Origin of the sequence: Bradyrhizobium sp. 44, assembly GCF_023073095.1 — a bacterium.
In the GTDB taxonomy this organism is placed as follows: Bacteria; Pseudomonadota; Alphaproteobacteria; order Rhizobiales; family Xanthobacteraceae; genus Bradyrhizobium.
On record NZ_JADPIY010000014.1, the window covers coordinates 567,059 to 591,548 of the forward strand.

General features: G+C 64.4%; 23 protein-coding genes, 1 other RNA gene and 3 pseudogenes. 13 read left to right on the plus strand and 14 right to left on the minus strand.

Going from position 1 to position 24,490, the window contains the following annotated elements:
- Positions 1-15: 15 nt before the first annotated feature.
- Positions 16-972 (minus strand): N-carbamoyl-D-amino-acid hydrolase, encoded by a 957-nt coding sequence (locus IVB41_RS13575; RefSeq protein WP_256464233.1) that lies wholly within the window; start codon positions 970-972, stop codon positions 16-18.
- 151 nt (positions 973-1,123) lie between these two features.
- Here IVB41_RS13575 and IVB41_RS13580 point away from each other — a divergent pair, with 151 nt between their 5' ends.
- The gene (locus tag IVB41_RS13580; RefSeq protein WP_247400947.1) at positions 1,124-2,050 is read left to right on the plus strand and encodes a LysR family transcriptional regulator; all 927 of its coding nucleotides are present in this window, start codon (positions 1,124-1,126) and stop codon (positions 2,048-2,050) included.
- Between the two features lie 23 nt (positions 2,051-2,073).
- On the plus strand, positions 2,074-2,793 hold the full coding sequence (locus IVB41_RS13585) for a type 1 glutamine amidotransferase (RefSeq protein ID WP_247400944.1): 720 nt from the start codon (positions 2,074-2,076) through the stop codon (positions 2,791-2,793).
- Positions 2,794-2,912: 119 nt separating this feature from the next.
- Here the strand turns inward: IVB41_RS13585 and IVB41_RS13590 are convergent, their stop codons facing one another.
- The 7 genes from IVB41_RS13590 to IVB41_RS13620 form a co-directional block, all read right to left on the minus strand.
- Positions 2,913-3,380, minus strand: a complete 468-nt coding sequence (locus IVB41_RS13590) for a nuclear transport factor 2 family protein (RefSeq protein ID WP_247431831.1) — start codon at positions 3,378-3,380, stop codon at positions 2,913-2,915.
- Between the two features lie 77 nt (positions 3,381-3,457).
- The gene (gene ybgC / locus IVB41_RS13595; protein WP_247432859.1) at positions 3,458-3,862 is read right to left on the minus strand and encodes a tol-pal system-associated acyl-CoA thioesterase; all 405 of its coding nucleotides are present in this window, start codon (positions 3,860-3,862) and stop codon (positions 3,458-3,460) included.
- Between the two features lie 113 nt (positions 3,863-3,975).
- Positions 3,976-4,893, minus strand: a complete 918-nt coding sequence (locus IVB41_RS13600) for a metallophosphoesterase (protein WP_247431834.1) — start codon at positions 4,891-4,893, stop codon at positions 3,976-3,978.
- A 129-nt stretch (positions 4,894-5,022) separates the two neighbouring features.
- On the minus strand, positions 5,023-6,057 hold the full coding sequence (gene ruvB / locus IVB41_RS13605; RefSeq protein WP_197031222.1) for a Holliday junction branch migration DNA helicase RuvB: 1,035 nt from the start codon (positions 6,055-6,057) through the stop codon (positions 5,023-5,025).
- Between the two features lie 155 nt (positions 6,058-6,212).
- A complete protein-coding gene (gene ruvA / locus IVB41_RS13610) occupies positions 6,213-6,830 on the minus strand; it encodes a Holliday junction branch migration protein RuvA (RefSeq protein WP_247431836.1) in 618 nt (205 codons plus the stop codon).
- On the minus strand, positions 6,827-7,354 hold the full coding sequence (gene ruvC / locus IVB41_RS13615; protein WP_007599969.1) for a crossover junction endodeoxyribonuclease RuvC: 528 nt from the start codon (positions 7,352-7,354) through the stop codon (positions 6,827-6,829). The genes ruvA and ruvC overlap by 4 nt, the downstream gene beginning before the upstream one ends.
- 71 nt (positions 7,355-7,425) lie before the next feature.
- The gene (locus IVB41_RS13620; protein ID WP_247431839.1) at positions 7,426-8,172 is read right to left on the minus strand and encodes a YebC/PmpR family DNA-binding transcriptional regulator; all 747 of its coding nucleotides are present in this window, start codon (positions 8,170-8,172) and stop codon (positions 7,426-7,428) included.
- 206 nt (positions 8,173-8,378) lie between these two features.
- Between IVB41_RS13620 and IVB41_RS13625 the strand changes: the two are divergent.
- Both IVB41_RS13625 and IVB41_RS13630 read left to right on the plus strand, forming a co-directional pair.
- Positions 8,379-10,126 (plus strand): annotated as a pseudogene (locus IVB41_RS13625) (methyl-accepting chemotaxis protein).
- Between the two features lie 109 nt (positions 10,127-10,235).
- Entirely contained in the window at positions 10,236-11,660 is a 1,425-nt protein-coding gene (locus tag IVB41_RS13630; protein WP_247431842.1) for a methyl-accepting chemotaxis protein, read from the plus strand.
- Positions 11,661-11,983: 323 nt separating this feature from the next.
- Here IVB41_RS13630 and IVB41_RS13635 read toward each other — a convergent pair whose 3' ends face one another.
- A complete protein-coding gene (locus tag IVB41_RS13635; RefSeq protein ID WP_007599963.1) occupies positions 11,984-12,247 on the minus strand; it encodes a hypothetical protein in 264 nt (87 codons plus the stop codon).
- 179 nt (positions 12,248-12,426) lie between these two features.
- On the opposite strand from IVB41_RS13635, the gene IVB41_RS13640 reads away from it, so the two are divergent.
- The 8 genes and pseudogenes from IVB41_RS13640 to IVB41_RS13675 all read left to right on the plus strand — a co-directional run.
- Positions 12,427-12,747 carry a hypothetical protein gene (locus tag IVB41_RS13640; protein ID WP_081747973.1) on the plus strand — a complete coding sequence of 107 codons (321 nt, stop codon included), beginning with the start codon at positions 12,427-12,429 and terminating at the stop codon, positions 12,745-12,747.
- Between the two features lie 77 nt (positions 12,748-12,824).
- A pseudogene (locus IVB41_RS13645) lies at positions 12,825-12,965 on the plus strand (ATP-binding protein); the annotation flags it as partial.
- 447 nt (positions 12,966-13,412) lie between these two features.
- A complete protein-coding gene (locus IVB41_RS13650; protein ID WP_247406390.1) occupies positions 13,413-13,877 on the plus strand; it encodes a (2Fe-2S)-binding protein in 465 nt (154 codons plus the stop codon).
- 8 nt (positions 13,878-13,885) lie between these two features.
- Entirely contained in the window at positions 13,886-16,063 is a 2,178-nt protein-coding gene (locus IVB41_RS13655; RefSeq protein WP_247431847.1) for a molybdopterin cofactor-binding domain-containing protein, read from the plus strand.
- Entirely contained in the window at positions 16,060-17,403 is a 1,344-nt protein-coding gene (locus IVB41_RS13660) for a cytochrome c (RefSeq protein ID WP_247431850.1), read from the plus strand. Before IVB41_RS13655 ends, IVB41_RS13660 begins: the two co-directional genes overlap by 4 nt.
- Before the next feature lie 227 nt (positions 17,404-17,630).
- Positions 17,631-18,410, plus strand: a complete 780-nt coding sequence (locus IVB41_RS13665) for a hypothetical protein (protein WP_247431852.1) — start codon at positions 17,631-17,633, stop codon at positions 18,408-18,410.
- A 52-nt stretch (positions 18,411-18,462) separates the two neighbouring features.
- A complete protein-coding gene (locus IVB41_RS13670) occupies positions 18,463-19,095 on the plus strand; it encodes a hypothetical protein (RefSeq protein ID WP_247431857.1) in 633 nt (210 codons plus the stop codon).
- 48 nt (positions 19,096-19,143) lie between these two features.
- A pseudogene (locus IVB41_RS13675) lies at positions 19,144-19,284 on the plus strand (c-type cytochrome); the annotation flags it as partial.
- 191 nt (positions 19,285-19,475) lie between these two features.
- Here IVB41_RS13675 and IVB41_RS13680 read toward each other — a convergent pair.
- The 5 genes from IVB41_RS13680 to IVB41_RS13700 all read right to left on the minus strand — a co-directional run bounded on the left by IVB41_RS13680 (position 19,476) and on the right by IVB41_RS13700 (position 21,993).
- Complete coding sequence (locus IVB41_RS13680) at positions 19,476-20,300, minus strand: TIGR00282 family metallophosphoesterase (protein ID WP_247431863.1); 825 nt, start codon at positions 20,298-20,300, stop codon at positions 19,476-19,478.
- Complete coding sequence (locus tag IVB41_RS13685) at positions 20,278-20,874, minus strand: 5-formyltetrahydrofolate cyclo-ligase (RefSeq protein WP_247431865.1); 597 nt, start codon at positions 20,872-20,874, stop codon at positions 20,278-20,280. Before IVB41_RS13685 ends, IVB41_RS13680 begins: the two co-directional genes overlap by 23 nt.
- A gap of 210 nt (positions 20,875-21,084) precedes the next feature.
- Positions 21,085-21,244, minus strand: a non-coding RNA gene (ssrS, locus tag IVB41_RS13690) — 6S RNA.
- A gap of 48 nt (positions 21,245-21,292) precedes the next feature.
- Positions 21,293-21,676, minus strand: coding sequence for a cell division protein ZapA (locus IVB41_RS13695; protein WP_007599950.1), 384 nt, complete (start codon positions 21,674-21,676; stop codon positions 21,293-21,295).
- Positions 21,673-21,993 carry a DUF4164 domain-containing protein gene (locus IVB41_RS13700; protein ID WP_026232773.1) on the minus strand — a complete coding sequence of 107 codons (321 nt, stop codon included), beginning with the start codon at positions 21,991-21,993 and terminating at the stop codon, positions 21,673-21,675. Before IVB41_RS13700 ends, IVB41_RS13695 begins: the two co-directional genes overlap by 4 nt.
- 424 nt (positions 21,994-22,417) lie before the next feature.
- On the opposite strand from IVB41_RS13700, the gene tkt reads away from it, so the two are divergent.
- Positions 22,418-24,403, plus strand: coding sequence for a transketolase (tkt, locus tag IVB41_RS13705; RefSeq protein WP_247431868.1), 1,986 nt, complete (start codon positions 22,418-22,420; stop codon positions 24,401-24,403).
- Positions 24,404-24,490: the final 87 nt, after the last annotated feature.

Sequence of the window (24,490 nt, forward strand, 5' to 3'; positions counted from 1 at the left end):
TGTTGGAACGTCCTGTCAGTCTGCGTCGAGAACCGCGGGCTCGATGACGCCGGCGCGTTCGGTGATCACCCTGTATTGCTCCGGCCGCCGGTGCGCGGCGAAGTTGAACATCTTGTCCTTGCCCTGGCGGCAGAGGTCGAGATCGATGTCGGCGACGATCACCTCGTCAGTCAGCGTTGCGGCCTGCGCGACGATGCGGCCATTGGGATCGACGATGCAGGAGCCGCCGATCAGCCCGGAGCCGTCCTCCTCGCCCGCCTTCGCCACCGAGATCGCCCAGGTCGCGTTCATGTAGGCGTTGGCCTGCGTCACCAGCGTGGAGTGGAAGGTGCGCAAGGAGGCATCTTCCGTGCTGCCGCCATTGGGATCATAGGCCGCCGAATTGTAGCCGATGCAGACGAGCTCGACGCCCTGCAGGCCAAGCACGCGCCAGGATTCCGGCCAGCGGCGATCGTTGCAGATCATCATACCCATGATGGCGTGGGCCCAGGCCGAGCCGGCGCGGAAGGCCGGAAAGCCGAGATCGCCATAGTCGAAATAGCGTTTCTCGAGCTGCTGGTAGCGCGCACCTTGTCGCGGCTCGACCGAGCCCGGCAGGTGCACCTTGCGATAACGGCCGAGCAGCTCGCCGTCGCGATCGACCAGGACGGCGCAATTGTAGCGGCGTCCATCCGGCGTCAGCTCGGCATAGCCGACATAGAAGCCGACGCGCAGCGCACGTGCACGGTCGAACAAGGCGGCGACGTTCGGGTTCGGCATGCCGCGTTCGAAATAATGGTCGAGCGCCTCGCCTTCGAGCAACCAGCGCGGAAAGAACGTGGTGAAGGCAAGCTCGGGAAACACCACGAGGCTGGCGCCGCGGCCGGCCGCATCCTCCAGCAGCGCAAGCATCCGCGACAGCGTGTGCTCGCGCGTATCGGCTTTTTGCGTCGGCCCCATCTGTGCGGCGGCGGCGCGAAGGACACGAACCAAGATTGCCTCCAATCTGTGCGCAGTGGCGCCTCAATGGGCGAATGAACCCTTTGATGCGACGTGCAAATCCGCTGCCATTACGCGGAAGCGGGGCTGCAAAATCAATTCGTTCTGCTATGATGTTTTGGCCCAGAGTATAATCGGCAGTGATATGAACCTGCGCCAGCTCGAGATTCTCCGCGCCGTCATCCGCCACCGCACCACGGTTGCGGCCGCCGACGAACTGGCGTTGTCGCAGCCTGCCGTGAGCAACGCGCTGAAGACGATGGAGGCGCAGGCAGGTTTTGCGCTGTTCGAACGCGTCAACAACCGGCTGTTTCCGACCACGGAAGCAATGGCGCTCTACAAGGAGAGCGAGGCGATCTTCGCGCTGCACGCAAAGCTCGAGAGCCGCGTGCGCGATCTGCGCGAGAACCGCTCCGGGCATCTCGCGCTGGTCGCGACGCCGCCGCTCGCCTACAGCATCATCCCCTCGGCGCTGTCAGGTTTCCTGCGCCGTCGCCCGGAGACACGGGTGTTCTTCGACGTGCGGCGCTATGAGGGAATCATCGAAGGCGTGCTCAACCGCGTCGCCGAGCTCGGCTTCGCGCTCGGGCTGACACATCATCCAGGCATCGCCCACGAGGTGGTGCACACCGGCGAGATGGTGTGCGTGCTGCCGCCGCAGCACCCGCTCGCCGACCAGCCGGTGATCTCGGCCGCGGACCTGTCCGGCCTGCCCTTCATCGGGCTCGAGCGCGGCACACGGCTCGGCGAGGCCGTGCGTGACAGTTTCGCCCGTGCCGGCGCGCCGTTCCGGCCGACCGTCGAGGTGCGCTACTGCAACACGGCCTGCGTGCTCGCCGCCGCCGGCGTCGGCGCCGCGGTGGTCGATCCCTTCTCGCCGCGGCAGAACGGCGGGACCGGCCTCGTCGTGCGGCCGTTCGCGCCGACGACGCACGCCGTGGCCTATATGCTATGGTCGGAAGCCGAGCCGCTGTCGCGCCTGGCCAAGGCGTTTCTCAACGAGGTCCGGAAAGAGAGCGCGCTGCTGGTGCGTACAGCGCCACACCAGCAACATGGGGCAGGAAGCGACTGAGCTTAACCTTTACCCGAGGGCACATGGCACGCATCACCATCATCGAGACCGGGCAGGTCCCCCAAAAATATCGCGAGCGCCACGGGTCGTTCCCGGACATGTTCGAGCGCATGGTCCGCGCCGAGGACCCGGCTGCGACGGTCGAGATCGTCAGCATCCCGAACGGCGATGCGCTTCCCGATCCGCGCAATTTGGAGGCGCTGCTGATCACCGGCGCGGCCGCCGGCGTTTATGACGGGCTCGACTGGATCGCGCCGCTGGAAGATTTCGTGCGCACGGCCTACGCCAGCAGGACACCGATGGTCGGCATCTGCTTCGGTCATCAGTTGATCGCGCAGGCGCTCGGCGGCACCGTGCGCAAATCGGAGAAGGGCTGGGGCATCGGCCGGCACGTCTATCAGGTGCTGCCGGACAACGGCGTCGTCGACGGCGAAGCAGTCGCCATCGCCTGCTCGCATCAGGACCAGGTGATTGAGCCGCCGAACGATGCGCTGACGATCCTCTCCTCCGACTTCACCCCGCATGCCGGCCTGCTCTACGCCAACGGCGCGACGCTCACCCTGCAGCCGCACCCGGAGTTCGACTTGGGGTTTGCGCAAGTGTGCTGCGAGCTGCGCGACGGCAAGGCGCCGGACGATGTCGTTGCCACGGCGAGGGAGTCGCTGGCGGAGCCGATGGACCATGCCAAGCTCGGAGGGGCGATTACGAGGTTTCTGGCGCGCAAATCCATCCCCTCATCCTAAGGAGCGCGCTCTCGCGCGCGTCTCGAAGGATAGAGGCCCGGATGCAGCAACGGGGCCTGCATGGTTCGAGACGCAGCTTCGCGGCTCCTCACCATGAGGGGTGACAGTTGTTTCTCGGCTCAGAAAGGGTCCGTTCCCAGCCCCGCCACATCCGCCGGCCTCGGCCCCGGTGCCGGCCAGTGAAACCGCCGGTCCTTCTCCGCGATCACCACGTCGTTGATCGAAGCCTCGCGCCGCCGCATCAGGCCGTGCTCGTCGAACTCCCACTGCTCGTTGCCGTAGGAGCGGTACCACTGGCCGCTCGCATCGTGCCATTCGTACTGGAAGCGCACGGCGATGCGGTTATCGTCGAACGCCCAGAGGTCCTTGATCAGGCGGTAGTCGTGCTCCTTCTCCCATTTGCGGGTGAGGAACGCGACGATGGCTTCGCGACCCTGAAAAACCTCGGAGCGATTGCGCCAGCGGCTGTCCTCGGTATAGGCGAGCGAGACGCGCACCGGGTCGCGCGAATTCCAGGCATCCTCGGCCATACGCGCCTTCTGCGCGGCGGTCTCACGGGTGAAGGGCGGAAGCGGCGGGCGCGACATGAGGGCCTCATCGGTTGGCGGGAGTGCAATCTATCGCCGCGCGCGGGGGAGTCGAGAGGCCGTCCGCTATCGCCCGATCACGAAATCAGATCAGCCTTCATCAAGGCGCGGATCGATTTCGGGATCGGCTGGGCGCGGCCGCCGCTGATGAAGGCGACGCGCACCTCGGCCTTCACCAACACCTCCTCGCCGCGGCGCACCTCCTGCGCCAGCATGATGGAGGCGCCCTTCACCGCGACCGGCCAGGTCACGACATCGAGCACATCGTCCATCCGGGCAGGCTTGAGGAAATCGAGATGCATCGAACGCACCACGAAGGCGAAGCTTGCGTCTTCCGCCTCGGCCTGCTCGAACAATGCCTGCTGCTCGGCGCCCATCAGCCGCAGATGATTGGTCCGTCCGCGCTCCATGAAGCGCAAATAGTTGGCGTGATAGACGATGCCGGAAAAATCCGTGTCCTCGTAGTAGACGCGGACCTGCATGTGGTGGCGGCCGTCGCGGATCTCGCCGTCGAGATGAGCTGTCACGTCACGAGCCTCTTCGCTTTCGGTAACCGGTCCGTTTTGCGCAAAAACGGCCGGCTGCGCAAGCGCGGCTAGACGATCAAAGGCCCCCGACCCAGCGTCACCTCGACGATCTCCGGCGGCACGCCGACGCGGAGCGGCATGATGCTGCAACCGAGGCCGCCGGAGATGATGACGTCGCATTTCAGCCGGACATGACCGTAGGCGAGCCGGAGGCCGTGCTGCGGCGGAACCGCCGGCGACCAGCCGAGCAGGCGGACCTGGCCGCCATGGGTGTGGCCGGACAGTTGCAACGCGACGCGGGTGGGCACGCGCGGCGCGATATTGGGCTCATGCGCGAGCAGGATGATCGGCGCATCGTCGGTGACCTTGGCGAGCGTCGCGTCGAGATCGTCGGCGCCGAAGCGCCCCGTGCTCCGGAAGCGCCGCGCCGGCAGAAAGGCGAGCTGATCGCCGAGGCCGGCGAGCCAGAACGCGCGGCCGTCCTTGGCGAGCCGCACGACGTCGTTCTCGTAGACGGGAATGCCGGCCGCCTCCAGCGCGCGATGCGCGACCGTCTGCCCGTGGCCGGCCTGCTGTACGGTCCTGTCCGCCCAATAATCATGAGTGCCCATGACGGCATGCACGCCGAGCGGCGCTTTCAGGCCGGCCAGCACCTTGGCCCATTCGCTCGCTGGAATGATGCGCGTGACCTGGTGCAGACCGGCGACATAGTCGCCGAGCAGAACGATGATATCCGCGTTGAGCGCATTGGTGCGATCGACGATGGCCTCGATCCGCTCCAGCGACATCCAGGGATCGCAGGCATGGACGTCGGCGATCACGGCGATCTTCAGCGGAAAATCCGCCGGCCATTGCCGCGGGGTTGGATGATAGCGGGTGACCCGAAGCCGCAGCATCGGCTCGACGCCGACGCCATAGGCCGCGGTCGAGACACCGAGGGCGGACAGGCCGCCGATGGAACGGAAGAAATGACGGCGCGTGATCATGGCAGCCCGATCGTGATGCGGCTTCGTGATGCGATCCTATTGGAGCGGAAATGGGGTGCGTTTGTGCAGACCCTCTGCACGAGATGACCGGAAATTCATGACGGCCCGAGCAGGCTGCACTTGCGTAGATCAGTCGTCGCTCTCGTCGGTCCCGAACAGGCCGAACTGTGCCGCCGCATCGCGCGAGGGCTCGGCTATCCCGAGATGGCGGAAGGCGTGCGAGGTGAGCAGGCGGCCGCGCGGCGTCCGCTGCAGATAGCCACACTGGATCAGATAGGGCTCGATGATGTCCTCGATCGCGTCGCGCGGCTCGGACAACGCGGCGGCCATCGTCTCGACGCCGACCGGGCCGCCGCCATAGTTCTGTGCGATGGTCGTGAGGTAACGGCGGTCCATCGCATCAAGGCCGGCGGCATCGACCTCGAGCGCGCTCAGCGCGTGATCGGCAATCTTGCGATCGATCCTGTCGGCATCGGCCGCCGAAGCAAAATCGCGCACGCGGCGGAGCAGCCGGCCGGCGATGCGTGGCGTGCCGCGCGCGCGTCGCGCGATCTCGTTGGCGCCATCCGCGCTCATGCCGACGTTGAGCACGCGTGCGCCACGGGTGACGATGCTCTCAAGCTCTTCGATCGTGTAGAAATTCAACCGGATCGGAATGCCGAAGCGGTCGCGCAAGGGATTGGTGAGCAGGCCGGCGCGCGTGGTGGCGCCGACGAGGGTGAATTTCGACAGCTCGATCTTCACCGAGCGCGCCGCCGGGCCCTCGCCGATGATGAGGTCGAGCTGAAAGTCCTCCATCGCGGGATAGAGCACCTCTTCCACTGCAGGGCTGAGGCGATGGATCTCGTCGATGAAGAGCACGTCGCGCTCTTCGAGATTGGTGAGGAGTGCGGCGAGATCGCCGGCCTTGGCGATCACCGGGCCCGACGTGGCGCGAAAGCCGACGCCGAGCTCCTTGGCCACGATCTGCGCCAGCGTGGTCTTGCCGAGGCCGGGGGGACCGACGAACAACACGTGATCCAGCGCCTCACCGCGCTTGCGCGCCGCCTCGATGAAGATGGACAGATTCTTGCGCGCCTGCTGCTGGCCGACGAAGTCGGACAGCGATTGCGGGCGCAGCGCGGTGTCGCCGACATCATCGCTGCGGCGCTCGGGCGTGACCATGCGGTTGGCCTTGGGATCGCTCACTCAACGGACTCCCGAAAATCGTACGGTGGGCAAAGGCGCTCTTCGCGCCGTGCTCACCATGTCGCTGATCGCTCTATAGATGGTGGGCACGCTTCGCTTTGCCCACCCTACGAGATTGACCATTTCCGCGCTCACTTCGACAGCTCCTTCAGGCCCAGCCGGATGAGCTGTGCGGTCCCGGCGCTCTCGCCCGCGCTGCGCGCGGCCGATGCGATCGCCGCCGCCGCCTGCGGCTGGCCGTAGCCGAGATTGACCAGCGCTGAGATCGCGTCCGCCACGGGTCGCGGCGCGCGCTGGTCGTCGACGGCACCGGCGAGGTGCACGATCGCCGGATCGACATTGGCGAAGGCCGGCGCCTTGTCCTTCAGTTCGGTGACGATGCGCTCCGCGACTTTGGGGCCGACACCGGGCGTGCGCGCCACCGCAGCCTTGTCGCGCAACGCGATCGCGTTGGCGAGGTCGGACGGCTGCAGCGTACCGAGCACGGCGAGCGCGACCTTGGCGCCGACGCCCTGCACGGTCTGGAGCAGGCGAAACCATTCGCGCTCCTGGTCGCTGTGGAAGCCGAACAGTTTGATCTGGTCCTCGCGAACATAGGTCTCGATCGACAGCACGGCGGCCTCGCCCGGCGAGGGCAGATGCTGCAGCGTGCGCGTCGAGCAATGCACCTGATAACCGACACCGCCGACGTCGAGGATGACGAAATCCTCGCCGTAGGAATCGATCAGGCCCTTGAGCTTGCCGATCATAAGCCTGCCACCTTCAGCCGCAGCGCGGTGCTCTGGCGATGATGGGCGTGGGTGATGGCGATGGCGAGCGCGTCGGCGGCGTCCGCGGACGGCGGATCGGCCTTGGGCAGCAAGATCTTGAGCATCATCGCGATCTGCTGCTTGTCGGCGTGGCCGGCGCCGACCACCGTCTTTTTCACCTGGTTCGGCGCGTATTCGGCAACGCTGATGCCGAACATCGCGGGCGCGAGCATGGCGACGCCGCGGGCCTGGCCGAGCTTCAGCGTCGCGACGCCGTCCTTGTTGACGAAAGTCTGCTCGACCGCGGCTTCCATCGGCTTGTGACCGGACAGGACAGCGGCCAGCCCCTCATGGATCGCGAGCAGCCGGCTCGCCAGCGGCAAATCGTCCGGCGGCTCCACCGAGCCGCAGGCGACGTAGATCAGGCGATTGCCCTCGGCCTCGATCACGCCCCAGCCGGTGCGGCGCAGGCCAGGGTCGATGCCGATGATGCGAACGGGGCCACGAATCGGGAGCGTCGTCATGGGCCAGTGATAGCGGCTGGCCGCCGTGGGGGAAACAGAAACAGAACGGAAGTAACAGGGGAAGTGGCCCCCTACCCGCCCATCTTCGCCAGCAGCGCGTCCGACACCTCGAAATTGGCGTAGACGTGCTGGACGTCGTCGTGCTCGTTGAGCAGGTCCATCAGCTTGAGCAGCTTCTCGCCGGTCTCGTCGTCGACCGCGACCGTGTTCTGCGGTTTCCAGATCAGCGCGGCCTTGCGCGGCTCACCGAACTTGGCTTCCAGCGCCTTGGCGACGTCGCGATAGCCTTCCGTCGAAGCATAGATCTCGTGGCCGGCTTCGGTCGAGATCACGTCGTCGGCGCCGGCCTCGATCGCGGCATCCAGCACCGCATCGTCGGAGGCGACGCTGCGGTCGTATTCGACGATGCCGGTGCGGTCGAACATGAAGGACACCGAGCCGGTTTCGCCGAGATTGCCGCCGGACTTTGTGAAGAAGGAGCGGATGTCGGAAGCCGCGCGGTTGCGGTTGTCGGTCAGCGCCTCGACGATGACGGCAACGCCGCCGGGTCCGTAACCCTCGTAGCGGATCTCGTCATAGTTCTCGCCGTCATTACCGAGCGCCTTCTTGACGGCGCGCTCGATATTGTCCTTCGGCATGTTCTCCTGGCGCGCCGCCGTGATGGCCGCACGCAGGCGCGGGTTCATGTTGGGGTCGGGCGTCCCCAGCTTGGCCGCGACGGTGATTTCCCGCGCCAGCTTGCCGAACAGTTTCGACTTCTGGGCATCCTGCCGCCCCTTGCGGTGCATGATGTTCTTGAATTGGGAATGTCCGGCCATGCGTGATCTTCTCTAGGGGAATCGTGCGCCAAGGTGAGCGTGGGAAGCGCGGCCTTATAGGCCGCCATCCCCCTGGAAAGAAAGAGGCTCTACGACTTTAAGGTAACACCGTATGGGCCCGTGCCTAGATGTCAGGCATCGTTAACCCTGATTTCATTCCAGCCTGCGAAAATAGCGTCCGACCGTCCCCCGACAAGAGAGACCTGATGGCATTCGGACTATTTCGGAAGCGTCTGCCGGACATGACTGCAACTGCGGCGGCCCCGCAGGCTGCACAGCCGGCGGCCCATTCCGAGCCTGCCGCGGCCGTCGAAAGCGATTCGGCCAAGGAAATCCTGGAACTGCTGGAACTTGAGCTGGGCGCCATGATTCGCCAGCTCGAGCGCGCCGCCAATTCGGTGGCCGGCGGCGCCGAGGCGACTGCGACGACGCTTGCCGCCATTCGCGACCGCACCGACGCCCTCACCGGCCGGACCAATGCCGCGCAATCGAACGCCTCCACCTTCGGCCATGCCGCCGACAAATTCACCCAGTCGGCGCTGGGCATCGGGGCGCAGGTTCGCGAGGCCGGCAAGCTCGCCGACGAGGCCAGCGCCGCGGCACAGGAAGCCCGCGCCAACGTCGATCGCCTGCGCGAATCCTCGGCCGCCATCGGCAACGTCGTCAATCTGATCGCGCAGATCGCGCGGCAGACGACGCTGCTCGCGCTCAACTCGACCATCGAGGCCGCGCGTGCGGGCGCCGCGGGAAGAGGCTTTGCGGTCGTCGCCACCGAGGTCAAGGCACTCGCGGTGCAACCCAGGGCGCGACGGAGGAGATCACCAAAAAGATCGACGCGCTGCAGCGCGACGCCGCCGGCTCCGCGGATGCGGTGCACCGCATCTCGCAGGCGATTGAGGCCATCCGCCCGGTATTCGAGACCGTCAACGGCGCGGTCGCCGAACAGAACGCCACCACCAGCGAAGTCTCCGGCAACGCGACAAGCGCGTCGCAGTTCATCATCTCGGTCGGCGAAAGCGCAGCCGAGATCGATGCTGCGACCAAGGCGGCCGAGAGCCACGGCGAGAACGTCGCGAGCGCCGGCAAGGCCGTGACCGCCTTCGCACAGAAACTGAAATCGCGCTGTGCCGTGCTGCTGCGCCAGAGCGAGCACGACGACCGCCGCAAGACCGAGCGGCTGCCCTGCCATCTCAAGCTCGAAACCGCCCGCGGCGTGCTGCCGGTCTACGAGATAGCGATGGACGGCGTGCTGATCGGCGGCGCCGACGCGGGCCGCCTTGCATCGCAAGCCATGATCGAAGGCACCCTCGAAGGCGTCGGCGCCTGCCGCCTGCGCGTGGTCGAGCAGTCCAAGGCCGGCGCCCGAGCGCAATTCGTCAATCCCGATGCCGCGCTCCGCGAGAAGATCGAGGACAGGCTCTGGTCGATCCATGAAGAGAACACGGAGTTCGTCACCCGCGCCATGGAAGCGGGCAACGCGCTGACCGGAATCTTCGAGCAGGCGGTTGCTCGCGGCGAGGTGAAGATCGAGGACCTCTTCGACACCGATTATGCAGAAATCGCCGGAACCAATCCGCAGCAGTACCGCACCCGATATCTGGACTGGGCCGACCGCGCGCTGCCGTCGTTCCAGGAAGCGTTTCTGGCAAAGGACCCGCGCTTGGCGTTCTGCGCCATGGTCGATCGCAACGGCTTCCTGCCGGTGCACAACAAGATCTATTCGCATCCGCAGCGGCCGGGCGATGCCGCCTGGAACACAGCCAACAGCCGCAACCGGCGGATGTTCAACGATCCGGCGGGGTTGGCTGCCGCGCGCAACCTGCGCTCGTATCTGGTGCAGAGCTATGCGCGCGACATGGGCAACGGAAATACTGTGATGATGCGCGAGATCGACGTTCCGATCCGCGTGCAGGGCCGGCACTGGGGCGGATTTCGGACGGCCTACAAGCTCTAGTGCGCGCTCAGGCAAGACGCCAACGCGCGAATCACCTCTTAAGACCGGAATTGGAATGGGAATGCCGCGGAGAGCCGGCGAACGGCTCTGACTGGAGGACTCTCAAGACATGTCCGTCGTACAACTTGCAGTACTGGACACCGGCTCCAACCGAACGCTTGCCGAGCGGCTGATCGATCAGCTCGCCGACCGCATCGGCGGCCTCGGCGTGGAACTCGCCGACATCGCCGGCAACGTCCAGGAAGTCGCAAGCCGCGTCGCGAACCAGTCGGAACGGTTTCATCATCTCCAGGAAACCGCCGAGACGATGGTGTCGGCCAACCACGACATCGCCAATGCGTCGCAGGCGGTTCAAACGACCACGTCGGCGGCGGTCGGCGAGATCGCGCAGTCGCGCGGCGCAGTCGATGCCGCGGTGAGCCACATCTCCGAACTCGTCGCAGCCGTCGAACGCATCGAGGCGCGGCTCAGCGCCGTCGGCTCCGCGCTGGCGCAGGTGGCAAAAGTGTCCGGCTCGATCGAGGCGATCGCGAAGCAGACCAACCTGCTCGCGCTCAACGCCACCATCGAGGCAGCACGCGCCGGCAATGCCGGCCGCGGCTTCGCGGTGGTCGCAAGCGAGGTCAAGAACCTCGCGGAAGCCACCCGCCAGGCCACACACCAGATCTCCGACACCGTGCGCGATCTCGACGGCCAGATCGAAGGCCTGATCGGCGAGAGCAGCGATGCTTCGCAGCGCGCGAAGACGGCCGGCGAAGGCGCCCAGCGGATCTCCGGCATCATCTCGCGGGTCCAGCAGGGCTTCGCCTCGGTGGAAGCGGAGATCGGCAGCGTCACGCGCGCGGCGACTTCCAATCTCGGACATTGCGACAGCGTCATCAGCGAGCTCAACGAGCTCGCCAAGGGCGTCGACCTCTCTTCGCGCGATCTCAAAAACGCGGATCAGCGCGTGACCAAACTGCTCGACACGTCCGAAGGCCTGATCGCGCTGATCGCAGACAGCGGCGTCGAGACGTCGGATGCGCCGCTGATCCGAATCGTCGTCGAGACCGCCAAGCGGATCTCGGACGAGTTCGAAGCCGCCATCGGGCGCGGCGAGATCACGCTCGACCAGTTCATGGACGAGAACTATCGGGAAATCCCCGGCACCGATCCCAAGCAGTACAACACTAACTATGTCGACTTCACCGACCGCGTGCTGCCCGCAATTCAGGATCCGATCCAGAAGTCCGATCCCCGCATCGTGTTCTGCGTCGCCTGGGCCAAGGGCGGCTATCTGCCGACGCACAACCCGAACTACCGCCTGCCGCAGGGCAAGGACCCGGTCTGGAATAACGCCAATTGCCGCAACCGCCGCCTGTTCACCGATCGCGCGGTGCAGAAGGTCGCGGCCAACACCAAGCCGTTCCTGCTCCAGACCTATCGCCGCGACATGGGCGGCGGGCAGTTCGTGCTGATGAAGGACCTGTCCTCGCCGATCATGATCCGCGGCAAGCACTGGGGCGCCTTCCGGATGGGCTTTCGGCAGAGCTGAGGGTCGTCGCGACGCGGTTGCGGCGGCGACGCGATGGCGTCCCTGAATCAAAAACCTCGAAAACAACCCCATGCACAGTAGCCGGGGCGAGCAGACTCAATGGCTTAAGCGCCCGATGAATCCGTCGATCCAGGCGCCTCTGAAGCGCTTGCGGCGTCGGGCAAAACAGGCGTAGAATGCTATTATTCCGAAATTTCCATTCCTCCCTTCTCTCCTTGTCGGAGCCACGCGATGCGAGCCAGTGGCCTATCCCCGCCAGACAAAGAAAAGCCGCCACCGGGACGAAACGATGACGGCTTCTTGCTGGCTTGCGAAACCGGCCTTTACCGCCCGGCTCCAACGCGATTGACGCCACCATTCGCATTGCCACCGGCGTTATGACGGACTGCGGCGCGCGCCACCGGGCGCGGCCTGAGCACGACGCCTGCCCGAGCAACGCAACCCGCCGGATATTCTACGTACTGGCAGTAAATCACCGCCTTGGCTGGGGTTGGACTGAGCGACAGGGTTGCAAGCCCAAGCAGGCCGCTGGCGGCGATGCCCGCGACCGTCGCTGACTTGATCGAAAGAAGCTTCCTCGGATGCATGGCGGACCTCCCTCTTCGCACTTGCGTCACCGAAAGGTGACGGAAGCGCCTCAGGTGCGGCTGAACATAGCGTAGGCGTCGCAAATGCGCGGGTTCGATTGATCTACATCAAGCTCACGCGCGGAGTGAGCCGCAATCTCGCGAGCGGGGCTTAAGGAATTCATGGAAGGGTTTCTGTCATGCTCCGCTTCATTCTTGCTTCTCTTGCCGCTTTCGTTTTGCTCACCGCCTGCTTGATCCCCGATGATGCCGAGGCCCGGCGCGGCGGAGGTGCCTATCGGGGTGGCGGCGCTTACCGCGGCGGTGCGGTCGCAGTTCGAGGACCGCGGGGCGGCGGCGCTGTTGCGGTGCGCGGCGCGGGCTATCGAGGCGGCTATCGCGGCTACGGCTATCGGGGCTACGGTGTAGGAGCGGCAGCGGTCGGCGCGGCTGCCGTTGGCACTGCTGCGTACCGCCGCAGTTGCTACGATGCTTACGGAAACTACATTTGCGCCTATTGATCCATGGCGACGCCCGATAGCGCGGCTTGGCCTTCTGTGCGCACAAGCAAGCGCCGGCGGTGACCGTTCGAGCCGTTTACACCAGCAAAGCGGAAGGCATGGGCATGGGCCTGTCCATTGCGCGCACCATTATCGAAGCGCACAACGGGTTCATATCAGCGAGTAATCGGGAGCACGGTGGTGCCTCGTTCACGATCAGGCTTCCCTTTGCCGGTTGATGCACAACGGTGCCCGTACGCGGAGACGGACCCTCACCCGAGTGAGCCTGCGTCTACGGGCGTCGCTGCCCTCTCCCACAAGGTGAGAGGGCACATCAATGAGTCGCCGCAATTGATCGCGTAAGAAGTCCGCGCCGTCGATCGACTTCCATAATCGCACGAGTTTCGTCATCGCATGATTTTGCGCATTCGCACGATCATCTGCGGCGAGCAACGGCGCATGTGAAGAAAAAGCGTCAGAAAATGACGATTATCATATCAATTAGCCCAAAATCACCGCAGCGATCGCCGCACAAATTCGTGAACGTCATGGCCTGACGCGCTCGCTACGCAAATATGCATTGCCGGAAATGTCGACGCTTCATCGTTTCGCATCGATATGATTATTGTGCGCGCAAATTCGCTGACTAGATCGCCGTAAGCGATCGAGCGAGCAAGGGGATGCATATGGCAACTGTTCTCACCATCAACGGCGAAACGAAATCGTTCGACGCGCCACCTGAAATGCCGCTGCTGTGGGTCCTGCGCGACGTCCTCGGGATGACCGGCACCAAGTTCGGCTGCGGCATCGCGCAGTGCGGCGCCTGCACGGTGCACGTCGATGGCAAGGCCGTCCGTTCCTGCGTCTTGCCGGTCAGCGCGGTCGCGAACCGCGCCATCACGACGATCGAGCATGTCGGCAGCACGCCTGCGGGCGCGAAGGTGCAGAAGGCCTGGCTCGATGCCGAAGTGGTCCAGTGCGGCTACTGCCAGTCCGGCCAGATCATGGCGGCCGCGGCACTCCTGGCGGCAACGCCCAGCCCTGACGATTCCGACATCGACGCCGCGATGGCTGGCAACATCTGCCGCTGCGGCACCTATGTGCGCATCCGCGAGGCCATCAAGCAGGCCGCCTCCGGTCGTCAGTCATGAGGTCCGCCATGACCACCGACAAGACTCTTCCTGACGTCTCCCGCCGTGCGCTTCTGACCGGCGGTCTCGCCACCGGCTTCCTGCTCGCCTTCCACCTGCCGCTACGCGCCGCCGTCAACGAGCCGGAGCAGCCGAAGGACACGACCGACGGCAAGTTCGCGCCCAACGCCTTCATCCGCATCCACGAGACCGGCCGCACCGTCCTGATGATGCCGCAGGTGGAGATGGGCCAGGGGGTCTATACTTCGATTGCGATGATCCTGGCCGAAGAGCTGGACGCCGATTGGGCAAAGGTCGCCGTGCTGCATGCGCCGCCCAACGACAAGCTCTACGCCAATCCCGCCTTCGGCTTGCAGGCCACGGGTGGTTCGACCTCGATCCGTGCCTGGTGGAAACCATTGCGCGCAGCCGGCGCCAGTGCGCGCGCGATGCTGGTGCAGGCTGCAGCAGTGCAATGGCAGGTCGAGCCTGCAAGCTGCACCGCGTCGAAAGGCGAGGTCGTGCACGCCGCAAGCGGCCGCAGGCTCGGCTATGGCGAACTGGCACTGGCCGCACAGGGCCAGACGCCGCCGAAGGATGTTTCGGTCAAGGACCCCAAGGACTTCGTCATCATCGGCCAGCCGCTGAAGCGGCTCGACACGCCGGACAAGGTCAACGGCAAGGTCGTCTACGGCATAGACGCGATCCTGCCCGGCATGAAGATCGCAGCGATCGCCAATTGCCCGGTCTTTGGCGGCAAGGTCGGCAAGGTCGACGACAGTGCGGCGACAAAAATCCCGGGCGTGCGCAAAATCGTGGTGCTCGAGGACACGGTCGCCGTGATCGGCGACCACATGTGGGCCGCCAAGAAAGGCCTCGATGCGCTCAAGATCGAGTGGGACGAGGGACCGAACGCCAAGCTCAGCACGGAGGATATATGGCGGCATCTGCGCGCCGCCAGCGAGAAAGACGGCGTGGTCGCGAAATCGGTCGGCGACATCGCCAAGGGGCTCGCAAGCGGCGACAGGTTCGAGGCGAGCTTCGAACTGCCCTTCCTCGCGCATGCCTCGATGGAACCGATCAACGCCACCGTTCACGTCAGGCCTGATGCCTGCGAGATCTGGACCGGCACGCAGATCATGACACGCGTGCAGTCGGAGGCGGCGAAGGCCGCGGGCCTCCCGGTCGACAAGGTGATCGTCAACCAGCATCTGCTCGGCGGCGGCTTCGGCCGCAAGCTCGAGCCGGACATGGTGGTGGCCGCCGTGAAGATCGCAAAGCAGGTCGATTATCCCGTCAAGGTGATATGGACCCGCGAGGAGGACATCCAGCACGACGTCTACCGCCCGGTCTATCGCGACCAGGTCACGGCATCGCTGGTCGACGGCAAGGTCGCGGCCTGGAAGTACAAGGTCGCCGGCTCCGCCGTGCTGGCGCGCTGGCTGCCACCGGCGTTCCAGAAGGGTATCGATATCGACGCGGTCGATGCCGCGGTGGATGCGCCCTACGACTTCGCCAATTTCCATGTCGAATATGTCCGCGCCGAACCGCCGGCGGTGCCGACCGGCTTCTGGCGCGGCGTCGGTCCGAACAACAACGTGTTCGCGGTCGAATGCGCGATGGACGAGCTGGCGCGCAAAGCCGGCAAGGACCCCGTCGAATTCCGCCGCTCCATGCTGACGAAGAATCCGCGCATGCTCGCGGTGCTCAATCTCGCCGCCGAGAAATCCGGCTGGGGCCAACCGCTGCCACCGCGCGTCGGTCGTGGCGTCTGCGTGCAGCCGTCTTTCGCGAGCTTCCTCGCCACCGTGGTGGAAGCGGAGATCGACGATATCGGCGAGATCACGCTCCGCCGCATCACATCGGTGGTGGACACCGGCATCGCGGTCAACCCCGATACAGTGAAGGCGCAGATCGAGGGTGGCCTGGTGTTCGGCCTCACCGCCGCGCTCTATGGCGAGATCACCATCGAGAAGGGCCGCGTGCAGCAGTCGAATTTCCACGACTACCGCATGATGCGCATCAACGAGATGCCGAAGATCGAGGTGATCGTGGTCAAGAGCGGCGAGGCGCCCGGCGGCATCGGTGAGGCCGGCGTCAATGCCGGACCGCCGGCGCTGCGCAACGCCATTTACGCGGCAACCGGCGTCGCGCTGCGGCGCCTGCCGATCGATCGGAAACTGCTGGCTGCGGGGAAAAAGGCATGAGCGGCAAGATGCGTATCTTCACTGGCATCATCGTGATCGCCATTGTCGTGGTGGCGCTCGGCGTCTGGATCATCCGCGGCCCCGGTCCGCTCGACTTCGCGGGCGGCACCAAAGTGGCGCTAGCGGATTACCGTGCCGGCAAGCCGGCCGGCGTGCCGGCCAAGCTGGAGAAGGCGAGCCTGGTCGAACGCGGCGAATATCTGGCCAAGGCCGCCGACTGCATGGTCTGCCACACCAAGCCGGGCGAGAAGGACTATTCCGGCGGGCTCGGCTTCAAGCTGCCGTTCGGCACGCTCTATTCCACCAACATCACGCCGGACAAGGACACCGGCATCGGCAATTACAGCGACCAGGATTTCCTCAACGCCGTCCAGCGCGGCAAGCGCCATGACGGCGCCCGGCTCTATCCGGCGATGCCCTACACGTCCTACACCTATATGACCGACGAGGACGTGCTGGCGGTGAAGGCCTATCTGTTCAGCCTGCCTGCGGTGCGCGCGAAGCCGCCGGAGAACACGCTGTCCTTCCCGTTCAACCAGCGCTGGGCGATGATTGTCTGGTCGGCCGTGTTCAATCCCGACACGCGCTTTGCGCCTGATACGTCGAAGAGCCCGGAATGGAATCGCGGCGCCTATCTCGCGGAAGCGCTCGCGCATTGCGGCGAATGCCACACGCCGCGCAATCTCGGCTTTGCGCTGGACAACCGCAAGAAGTTCGCAGGCGCGATCACGGCGGGGTGGCGCGCCTTCAACATCTCCTCCGACAAGGCCACCGGCCTCGGCAATTGGCGTGACGAGGACCTGATCTCCTATCTGTCGCTCGGCCATGCGCCCGGCCACGGCTCGGCGTCGGGTCCGATGGGCGAAGCGGTCGACCACAGCTTCAGCCAGTTCGCGCCTGAGGACATAAGCAGCATCGTCGCTTATCTGCGCAGCGTGCCACCACAGCCCTCGCCCGACCTGCCCGCAACCACCGCACCCGTCGCGCCTGCCTCGCACAAGGACGGCGTCACGGCGGACGCGCGCGGCAAGAAAATGTTCGCCAGCGCCTGCGCCAGCTGCCACGGCTGGAGCGGCGAGAGCCCGGTCTCGCCGATGGCAACGCTGACCGGCACCTGGGCCGTCAACGACCCCGCGGCTACCAACGTCGCGCAGATCGTGATCTCAGGCACCAAGCGGAATACGCCCGACGGGGCGCTGTCGATGCCGGCATTCGGCAACGCGTATAGCGATGACGAGATTGCGGCGGTGGCGAATTACGTCACGGCGCGGTTTGGCACGAAGGGGTCGAGGCTGACGGCGAAGGATGTGGCGGGGTTGCGGGAGCAGACGGCGGAGTAGGCGTCGCCGCCACGAACATCGCTGCTATCCCTTTTCCCCTTGTGAGAGCTTCGGATCCAGTCTAACCAATTGAAAAAATGAGGGAAATAAGAATTGATATTCGTGTGGCATCCCCATACGGGATCCCGATAGCGTGGGCACGTTTTCCCGCAGTATTCTTCCTTGCGTGTATTGCGGCGCTCGAACCCGAAGGGGTAGCCTTGGAGCAAATCTAGCGGCGCTTCCCAATGACGCGCGCGATGTCAAGCAACCCAAAGTCTCCAATGATTGCGGCGCTTATGGCTGATAACGCTCACGACATAAGCAACGAGCCTTGGCCGTCACTCGAAACCGCCAGCTGGTTATTTGACCGCGCAAGCTTTGTACTCGTTGGTAGCTTGCTATTTGGGTTAGCCGCGACCGTCGCGATAGTCTGGATGGGCATCGTCAAAGAACACCATTGGGACCTTGCCCGCGAAAGGGCGAATGAAAAGATAGCAGCGGTAAATGAGGAAACGGCGCGACTCTCGCTTGAAGCCGAGTCAGCACGAAAGGAAACCGCACAAGCTAAGATAGAACTGCAACAGCTGAGGTTTGCTAGGAGGCTAGACAACCAAAAGCTGAAAGCTGATATCAGCGGTATGCCCTCGCAATTTTTCGAGGTGCTATTTGACCAAAGCGCAGCCGACGGCTCTGGCTTGGCTTTTCAAATCTTCGTTGCTTTGGCATCTATGGGATGGAGAACCGACCAAAAACTGCCTGCGCCTTTAACGCCGCAATTAGGACCTCCTGAGCTTCGTGAAGTGTACCAACTACTGCCCCTCACGCAACAAGCGGGTGCCTCACCTTGGGGTGTTTCTGTAGTGACCAAGGGTCCGATAACCGACGATCCAGCAGCGCCAGAGCAAATCCTCTTGATGGCACTGTTAAAAGCGGTGGATTCCCCAGTCCAGACGGTAGGTGGCGGCAAAGATCAGATGATGCCCGAAGGCAAAATCCGGATCGTCGTGGGGCCGAAACTTCCGTAACTTGGCTCGAGGCCCATCCAAGCAGCCGATAACCGTGCCGGGTAGGAACTTCATGACCAACGAACCCACATTTGATGCTGAGCCGGTATCTTATCACTTTTCCCCTGACGAGAGCCCGGAATTCGAGCCGCTTTATTCAGCTCTTGGAAAACTGTCGCGCTATTGGGCGGGCTTCGAATACATTCTCAACGACTCGATTTGGGAGCTTGCAAATGTTGAACGGTTCGCTGGCACTTGCATGACGGCGCAACTGATCGGACTTGGACCACGCTTCAGGTGCCTAGCATCGCTGTTTGAATTGCGTGGCGTGAGTCAAAAGCTGATCAAGGCTTTCAATTCGCTGTCGTCGGAAGCCGAGGGGGTCGCTGGACAACGCAATCGATTCATACACGATATGATCGTTCTCAACAGTCAGGACCGGAAACTCTACCGGGTAGAGACGACGGCGGACCGCAAATTGCGGCACGACTTCATGCTGGTTGACTTAGCGGCGGTAGAAAAGCTTGTTACCTCAATCGGTGATCTGGCAGATCGCTTCGATCTTCTTTTCGATGTGGTGATGGCTGAGACGCCTCCATGGCCTCGTGCGCAGTACGAGGAGTCAGATGGTATTCGTCGCGAGCGTAACCAAAGGAGAGGCCTAAATAGCCTTTCTTCGAAGCCTGAGAAGCATCCTGAAGCATAGGTTTCCGTTACTTCAATCCCATGCGCCAGCCTCCGGCAGTGGCAGCGATCGATGCCCGCGTTCGGCAATGCGTATAGCGACGACGAGATCGCAGCGGTGGCGAATTACGTCACGGCGCGGTTCGGCGCGAAGGGCTCGAGGCTGACGGCGAAGGATGTGGCGGGGTTGCGGGAGCAGACGGCGGAGTAAGAGTCGCCGCGAACGCCGCTGCACCCTCTCCCCTTGCGGGAGAGGGTGGCTTCGCGAAGCGAAGCCGGGTGAGGGGTCTCTCTCCGCGAGTCCAACTCGCATTTGAATTCGCGGAAGCAACCCCTCATCCGGCGCTTCGCGCCACCTTCTCCCGCAAGGGGAGAAGGTGCAGCGGCATCTGCCGCTGCAATTCAGCTCAACCAAAACCTCGGCGTCGTCGGCTCCAGCCGGCCGCCCATGCGCACCGGCGCGATACGCAGTGCGAGTCCGGTCGCGTCATCCGTCTCCACGGCGACGCCGCTGAGCGTCGCGGCGCCCGCTGCCGGCTCGAAGCGGCCTGAGGGGATGCCGGAGGTGAACCGTCGCAGCGGCTCTTCCTTCTGCATGCCGATGATGGAATCGTAGTCGCCGGTCATGCCGGCATCGGTCATGTAGGCGGTGCCGCCTGACAGGATCTGGTGGTCGGCGGTCGGCACATGGGTGTGGGTGCCGACGACGAGGCTGGCGCGGCCGTCGCAGAAGAAGCCGATGCCCTGCTTCTCGCTGGTCGCCTCGCAATGGAAGTCGACGACGATGGCGTCCGCGGCAACGCCGAGCGGGCAAGCGCCGAGCTCGCGCTCCAGCGCTGCGAAGGGATCGTCGAACGGGGTCATGAAGACGCGGCCCAAAGCGTTGACGACGAGCGCGTGCTTGCCGTTCTTGGTCTCGACCAGCGCGGCGCCGCGGCCGGGCGTACCGCGTGGATAATTCGCGGGCCGCACCAGGCGATCCGCGCGCTCGATGAACACCAGAGCTTCGCGCTGGTCCCAGGAGTGATTGCCGAGCGTCACCGCGTCGGCGCCGGCGTCGAGAAACTCCTGGTAGATCGCTTCCGTGATGCCGAAGCCGCCGGCGGAATTCTCGCCGTTGACGACGACGAAATCGAGCGACCAGTCCTTGACCATGCCAGGCAGATATTCGGCGATGGCATTGCGCCCGGCACGGCCGACGACATCACCCACGAAGAGAATGCGCAACTTCAGAACTCCGGAAATCGAATACGTCGGATTCCGTTAGCACATAATCCAGCGCCACGTCGTGGGCTAGTGCCGGAACCGCCTTGATCTCCTGCGCTGCAAAAGCGAGCCCGATGCCGACGATGGTCTTGGTTTTTCGCAGATGCGCGAAGGTGTGGTCGTAGTGCCCCGCGCCATAGCCGATGCGATGGCCGAGACGATCGAAGGCAGCGAGCGGCGTCAGCATGATGTCGGGAATGACTTCAGCGGCCCCTGGCGACGGCTCGGGAATGCCGAGCGGGCCCATCATCAGCCGGTCGTTGGGATGGAAGATGCGGAAGATCAGCGACTGGCCGCGCGCGGTGACGCAAGGCAGCGCGAGCCTGGCGCCCTGCTCGGCCAGCTTCTTCAGCAGCGGCATCGGATCGATCTCGCTGCGGATCGGCGAATAGCCTGACACGATGCTGCCGGGCAGAAGCTGGAACGGCAGCCCGCGCTTGGCGAGCTTGGCGGCGGCGGCGGTGCGCTTCTTTTCGCTCAGCGCATCGCGCGCCGCGAGGGCTTTGGCACGGAGTTCGGCTTTGGTGTTGGTCATGCGCGCTTGCTCCGAAGGCTGAGCCTTGCTCCGCCGTCATCACCCGCCTTGTGCGCCCTGCGCACTGGGGCGGGTGATCCAGTATTCCAGAGACGCCAGTGATCAAACATCGACGCCGCGGCGTACTGGATGCCCCGCCTACGCGGGGCATGACACCGCTGGTTTGTCGAGGACGCAATTCGAAGGAACGTATGGCCAGAAAAGCAAAAGTGCGAAGCCGCGAACGCCGTTGAAGCACTCGATCCCGGAGTTCCCTACGAAAGTAGGTGGGCACCATATGTCCGAGCCCACGGGCCCGGCCAGGGACAGTTCCCTAAAGGATCGATAAGGCCCCGGGGATAATGGCTCCTGACGCGCGTCGCAGCCCCGCTCGGGCAATGTAACAACGATACTGACGAATCGCCAGCCCGGTGAAGGGTCAGCCGATGGCGATCCCGTTGCCGACGGTCCGGTTCAGGACCTGGGTCGACTTCTCGATGCGCTCCGCCGCAGAGTTCAGTGCGTTCACGACCGCGGTCTGGGTCAACCGGGCGCGCTCGACGGCGGCGTTGCGGAAATCCCGCAATTCGGTCAGCTCCTGCTCCATGGTCCGGATGCGGTTGCCGGCATCGACCAGTTCGTCGCAGACGGTCAGCGCCGCCATCACGGTGAGCCTGGCATCACCGATCTCGCCGAACTTTCCGCGCAGCGACTGAATCCGCGTCTCCAGGCTTTCGGCGAGCTTGAGCAGCCGCACCTCCTGGCCTTCCTCGCAGGCCATGCGGTATTGCCGGCCGTTGATGGTGACGTTGATGTGGCTCATCCATCCTCTCCGGTATCGAGCACCGAGCGAATCGTGACGATCGCGGAATCCAGCCGATCGGAGATCTCGCGGCTGGAGCGCTCGAGCTTGCGCGCCTTCACCAGCGCGCCGTCGAGTTCGTCGGCAAGCCGCGAGCGGTCCGCGCCGAGCGCCTGGATTCGCGCCGCGAGCTCGTTCTCGTCGCGATCGGCATCGCGCCGCCGCTCCACGGCACTTTCGAGCGAGTCGAGCGCCGCCATGAGCCTGCGGGTCGCGATCTCGATCTCGACGGCCGAGGACTCGGTCATGGCAGAGCTGTTGGATACGCGATCGTTCATGCAGTCAGCGGCGGAACCTGTAGCCTTGCCCTTGGGCTTTTCCTTTGGGCATTTACCTTGGAGCTTGCCGTCCGGCAAAAGACTCGGTTCGGCAAGCGGTTAGAAGCAGAAATTTACGTGGCAAGCTAGCGGAGCGCAACGCCGCCACGAAACTATGCACTGATAGATCGGGATGGGATTCATCCCGATCTATCAGTTCCTGCCGGGCATGACCTGGCCGGAAAACCGGCCTCCACTTTGCGCTAACGCGGCCCTGCGGGTCCGGATCATGCCGTAAGCAACTTTTACGGCCAAACCGGCGTTTGATTGCCTTGGCCTGCCGGAACCGAGATGCTATCCCAGCCGCGACCCCAGCGGCCGAAAGGCTCCTTCCGGCGCGGCCAAATCCAGCCACAAGCGCCTCATTTCAGACGGATTTTCAGACATGACGCAGGTCGATCACAACCGTATGGCCAATGCGATCCGCGGCCTTGCCATGGACGGCGTCGAGAAGGCGAAATCGGGTCATCCCGGCCTGCCGATGGGCGCCGCCGACATGGCGACCGTGCTGTTCACGCAATTCCTGAAATTCGACGTCGCCGCGCTGGACTGGCCGGACCGGGACCGCTTCGTGCTCTCGGCCGGGCACGGCTCGATGCTGATCTATTCGCTGCTGTATCTGATCGGCAGCCCCGAGATGACGATCGACCAGCTCAAGGACTTTCGCCAGTTGGGATCGCTGACTCCGGGACATCCCGAGCACGGCCACACCAAGGGCATCGAGACCACCACCGGTCCGCTCGGCCAGGGCATTTCCACCGCCGTCGGCATGGCGCTCGCCGAGAAGATGCTCGCGGCCGAGTTCGGCAAGAAGATCGTCGACCACCACACCTATGTGATCGCTTCCGACGGCGATTTGATGGAAGGCGTGTCGCAGGAAGCGATCGCGATGGCCGGGCACTGGAAGCTCAACAAGCTGATCGTGCTGTATGACGACAACGGCATCTCGATCGATGGCCCGACCTCGATCTCCGATTCCGTGGACCAGGTGAAGCGGTTCAAATCGGCGGGTTGGGCGGCCGAGAAGATCGACGGCCACGACCAGGCCGCAATCGCTGCCGCGATCACGCGCGCGCAGAAATCAAACAAGCCGACGCTGATTGCGTGCCGCACCACCATCGGCTTCGGCGCGCCGCACAAGGCCGGCACCAACAAGGTGCACGGCGAAGCGCTCGGCGCCGACGAACTCAAGGCCGCCAAGGAAAATCTCGGCATTTCGCTGGAGCCGTTCTCGGTGCCCGACGACGTGCTCAAAGCCTGGCGCGCGGCCGGCAGCCGTGGCGCGGCGGCACGACAGGAATGGGAAGCAAGGCTCGGTGAACTCGGCAGCCGCAAGCGCGCCGAGTTCGAGCGTCGGCTGCGCCACGAGCGCCCGGCCGCGCTGGCAAAGGCGTTCAAAGGCTACAAGAAGGAGCTCTTGGAAAAGCCGATGAATGCGGCGACCCGCAAATCTTCTGAAGCCGTGATCGAAGTGATTGCCGGCGCGATGCCGATGGAATTTCTGGCGGGCTCGGCCGACCTCACCGGCTCCAACAACAACAAGGCGAAGTCGGCGACTGCGTTCTCGGCCAAGACGCCGAAGGGCCGCTTCATCCATTACGGCATCCGCGAGCACGGCATGTGCGCGGCGATGAACGGCATCTTCCTGCACGGGGGTTTTGCGCCGAACGGCGCGACGTTCCTGGTGTTCACGGATTATGCCCGGCCCGCGATGCGGCTCGCCGCGTTGATGGGCACCGGCGTCGTTTATGTCATGACCCATGATTCCATCGGCCTCGGCGAAGACGGCCCGACCCACCAGCCGGTCGAGCATCTCTCAGCACTTCGCGCCATTCCCAACATGCGCGTGTTCCGCCCGTGCGATTCCATCGAGGTTGCCGAGTGCTGGGAGCTCGCGCTCAACCGCATCGACGGCCCGACAGTCCTGGCGCTGACCCGGCAGAACCTGCCGCAACTGCGCACCGCCGCGCCGAACGAGAGCCCCTGCCGGTTCGGTGCCTACGAGCTGGTGGCCGCCCAGGGCGAAGCCAAGGCGACGCTGTTTGCTTCCGGCTCCGAAGTGGAGATGGCCGTGGCCGCCCAGAAGCAGCTCGCCGAGCGCGGCATTCCGACCCGGGTGGTTTCGGTTCCCTCGCTCGAGCTCCTGTTAGCGCAACCAAAGGAGCGCCGCGACGAGATCATCGGCAACGCCCCGGTCAAGGTCGCGATCGAGGCCGCCGTGCGCTGGGGCTGGGACGCCGTGATCGGCCAGGATGGCGAGTTTATCGGCATGCACTCCTTCGGCGCCAGCGCCCCTCTCAACAAGGTATTCCAGCACTTTGGCATTACCGCCGAGGCCGCGGTTAACGCCGTTCTGAAACGCGTTTCCTGAGAGTTGAGATTGCCGAAAAAAAGGACTACCTAACTCTCATATGATCAAGCCCCGCCCGGCCGAACCGGGCGTCCGCCCTAAAAAAAC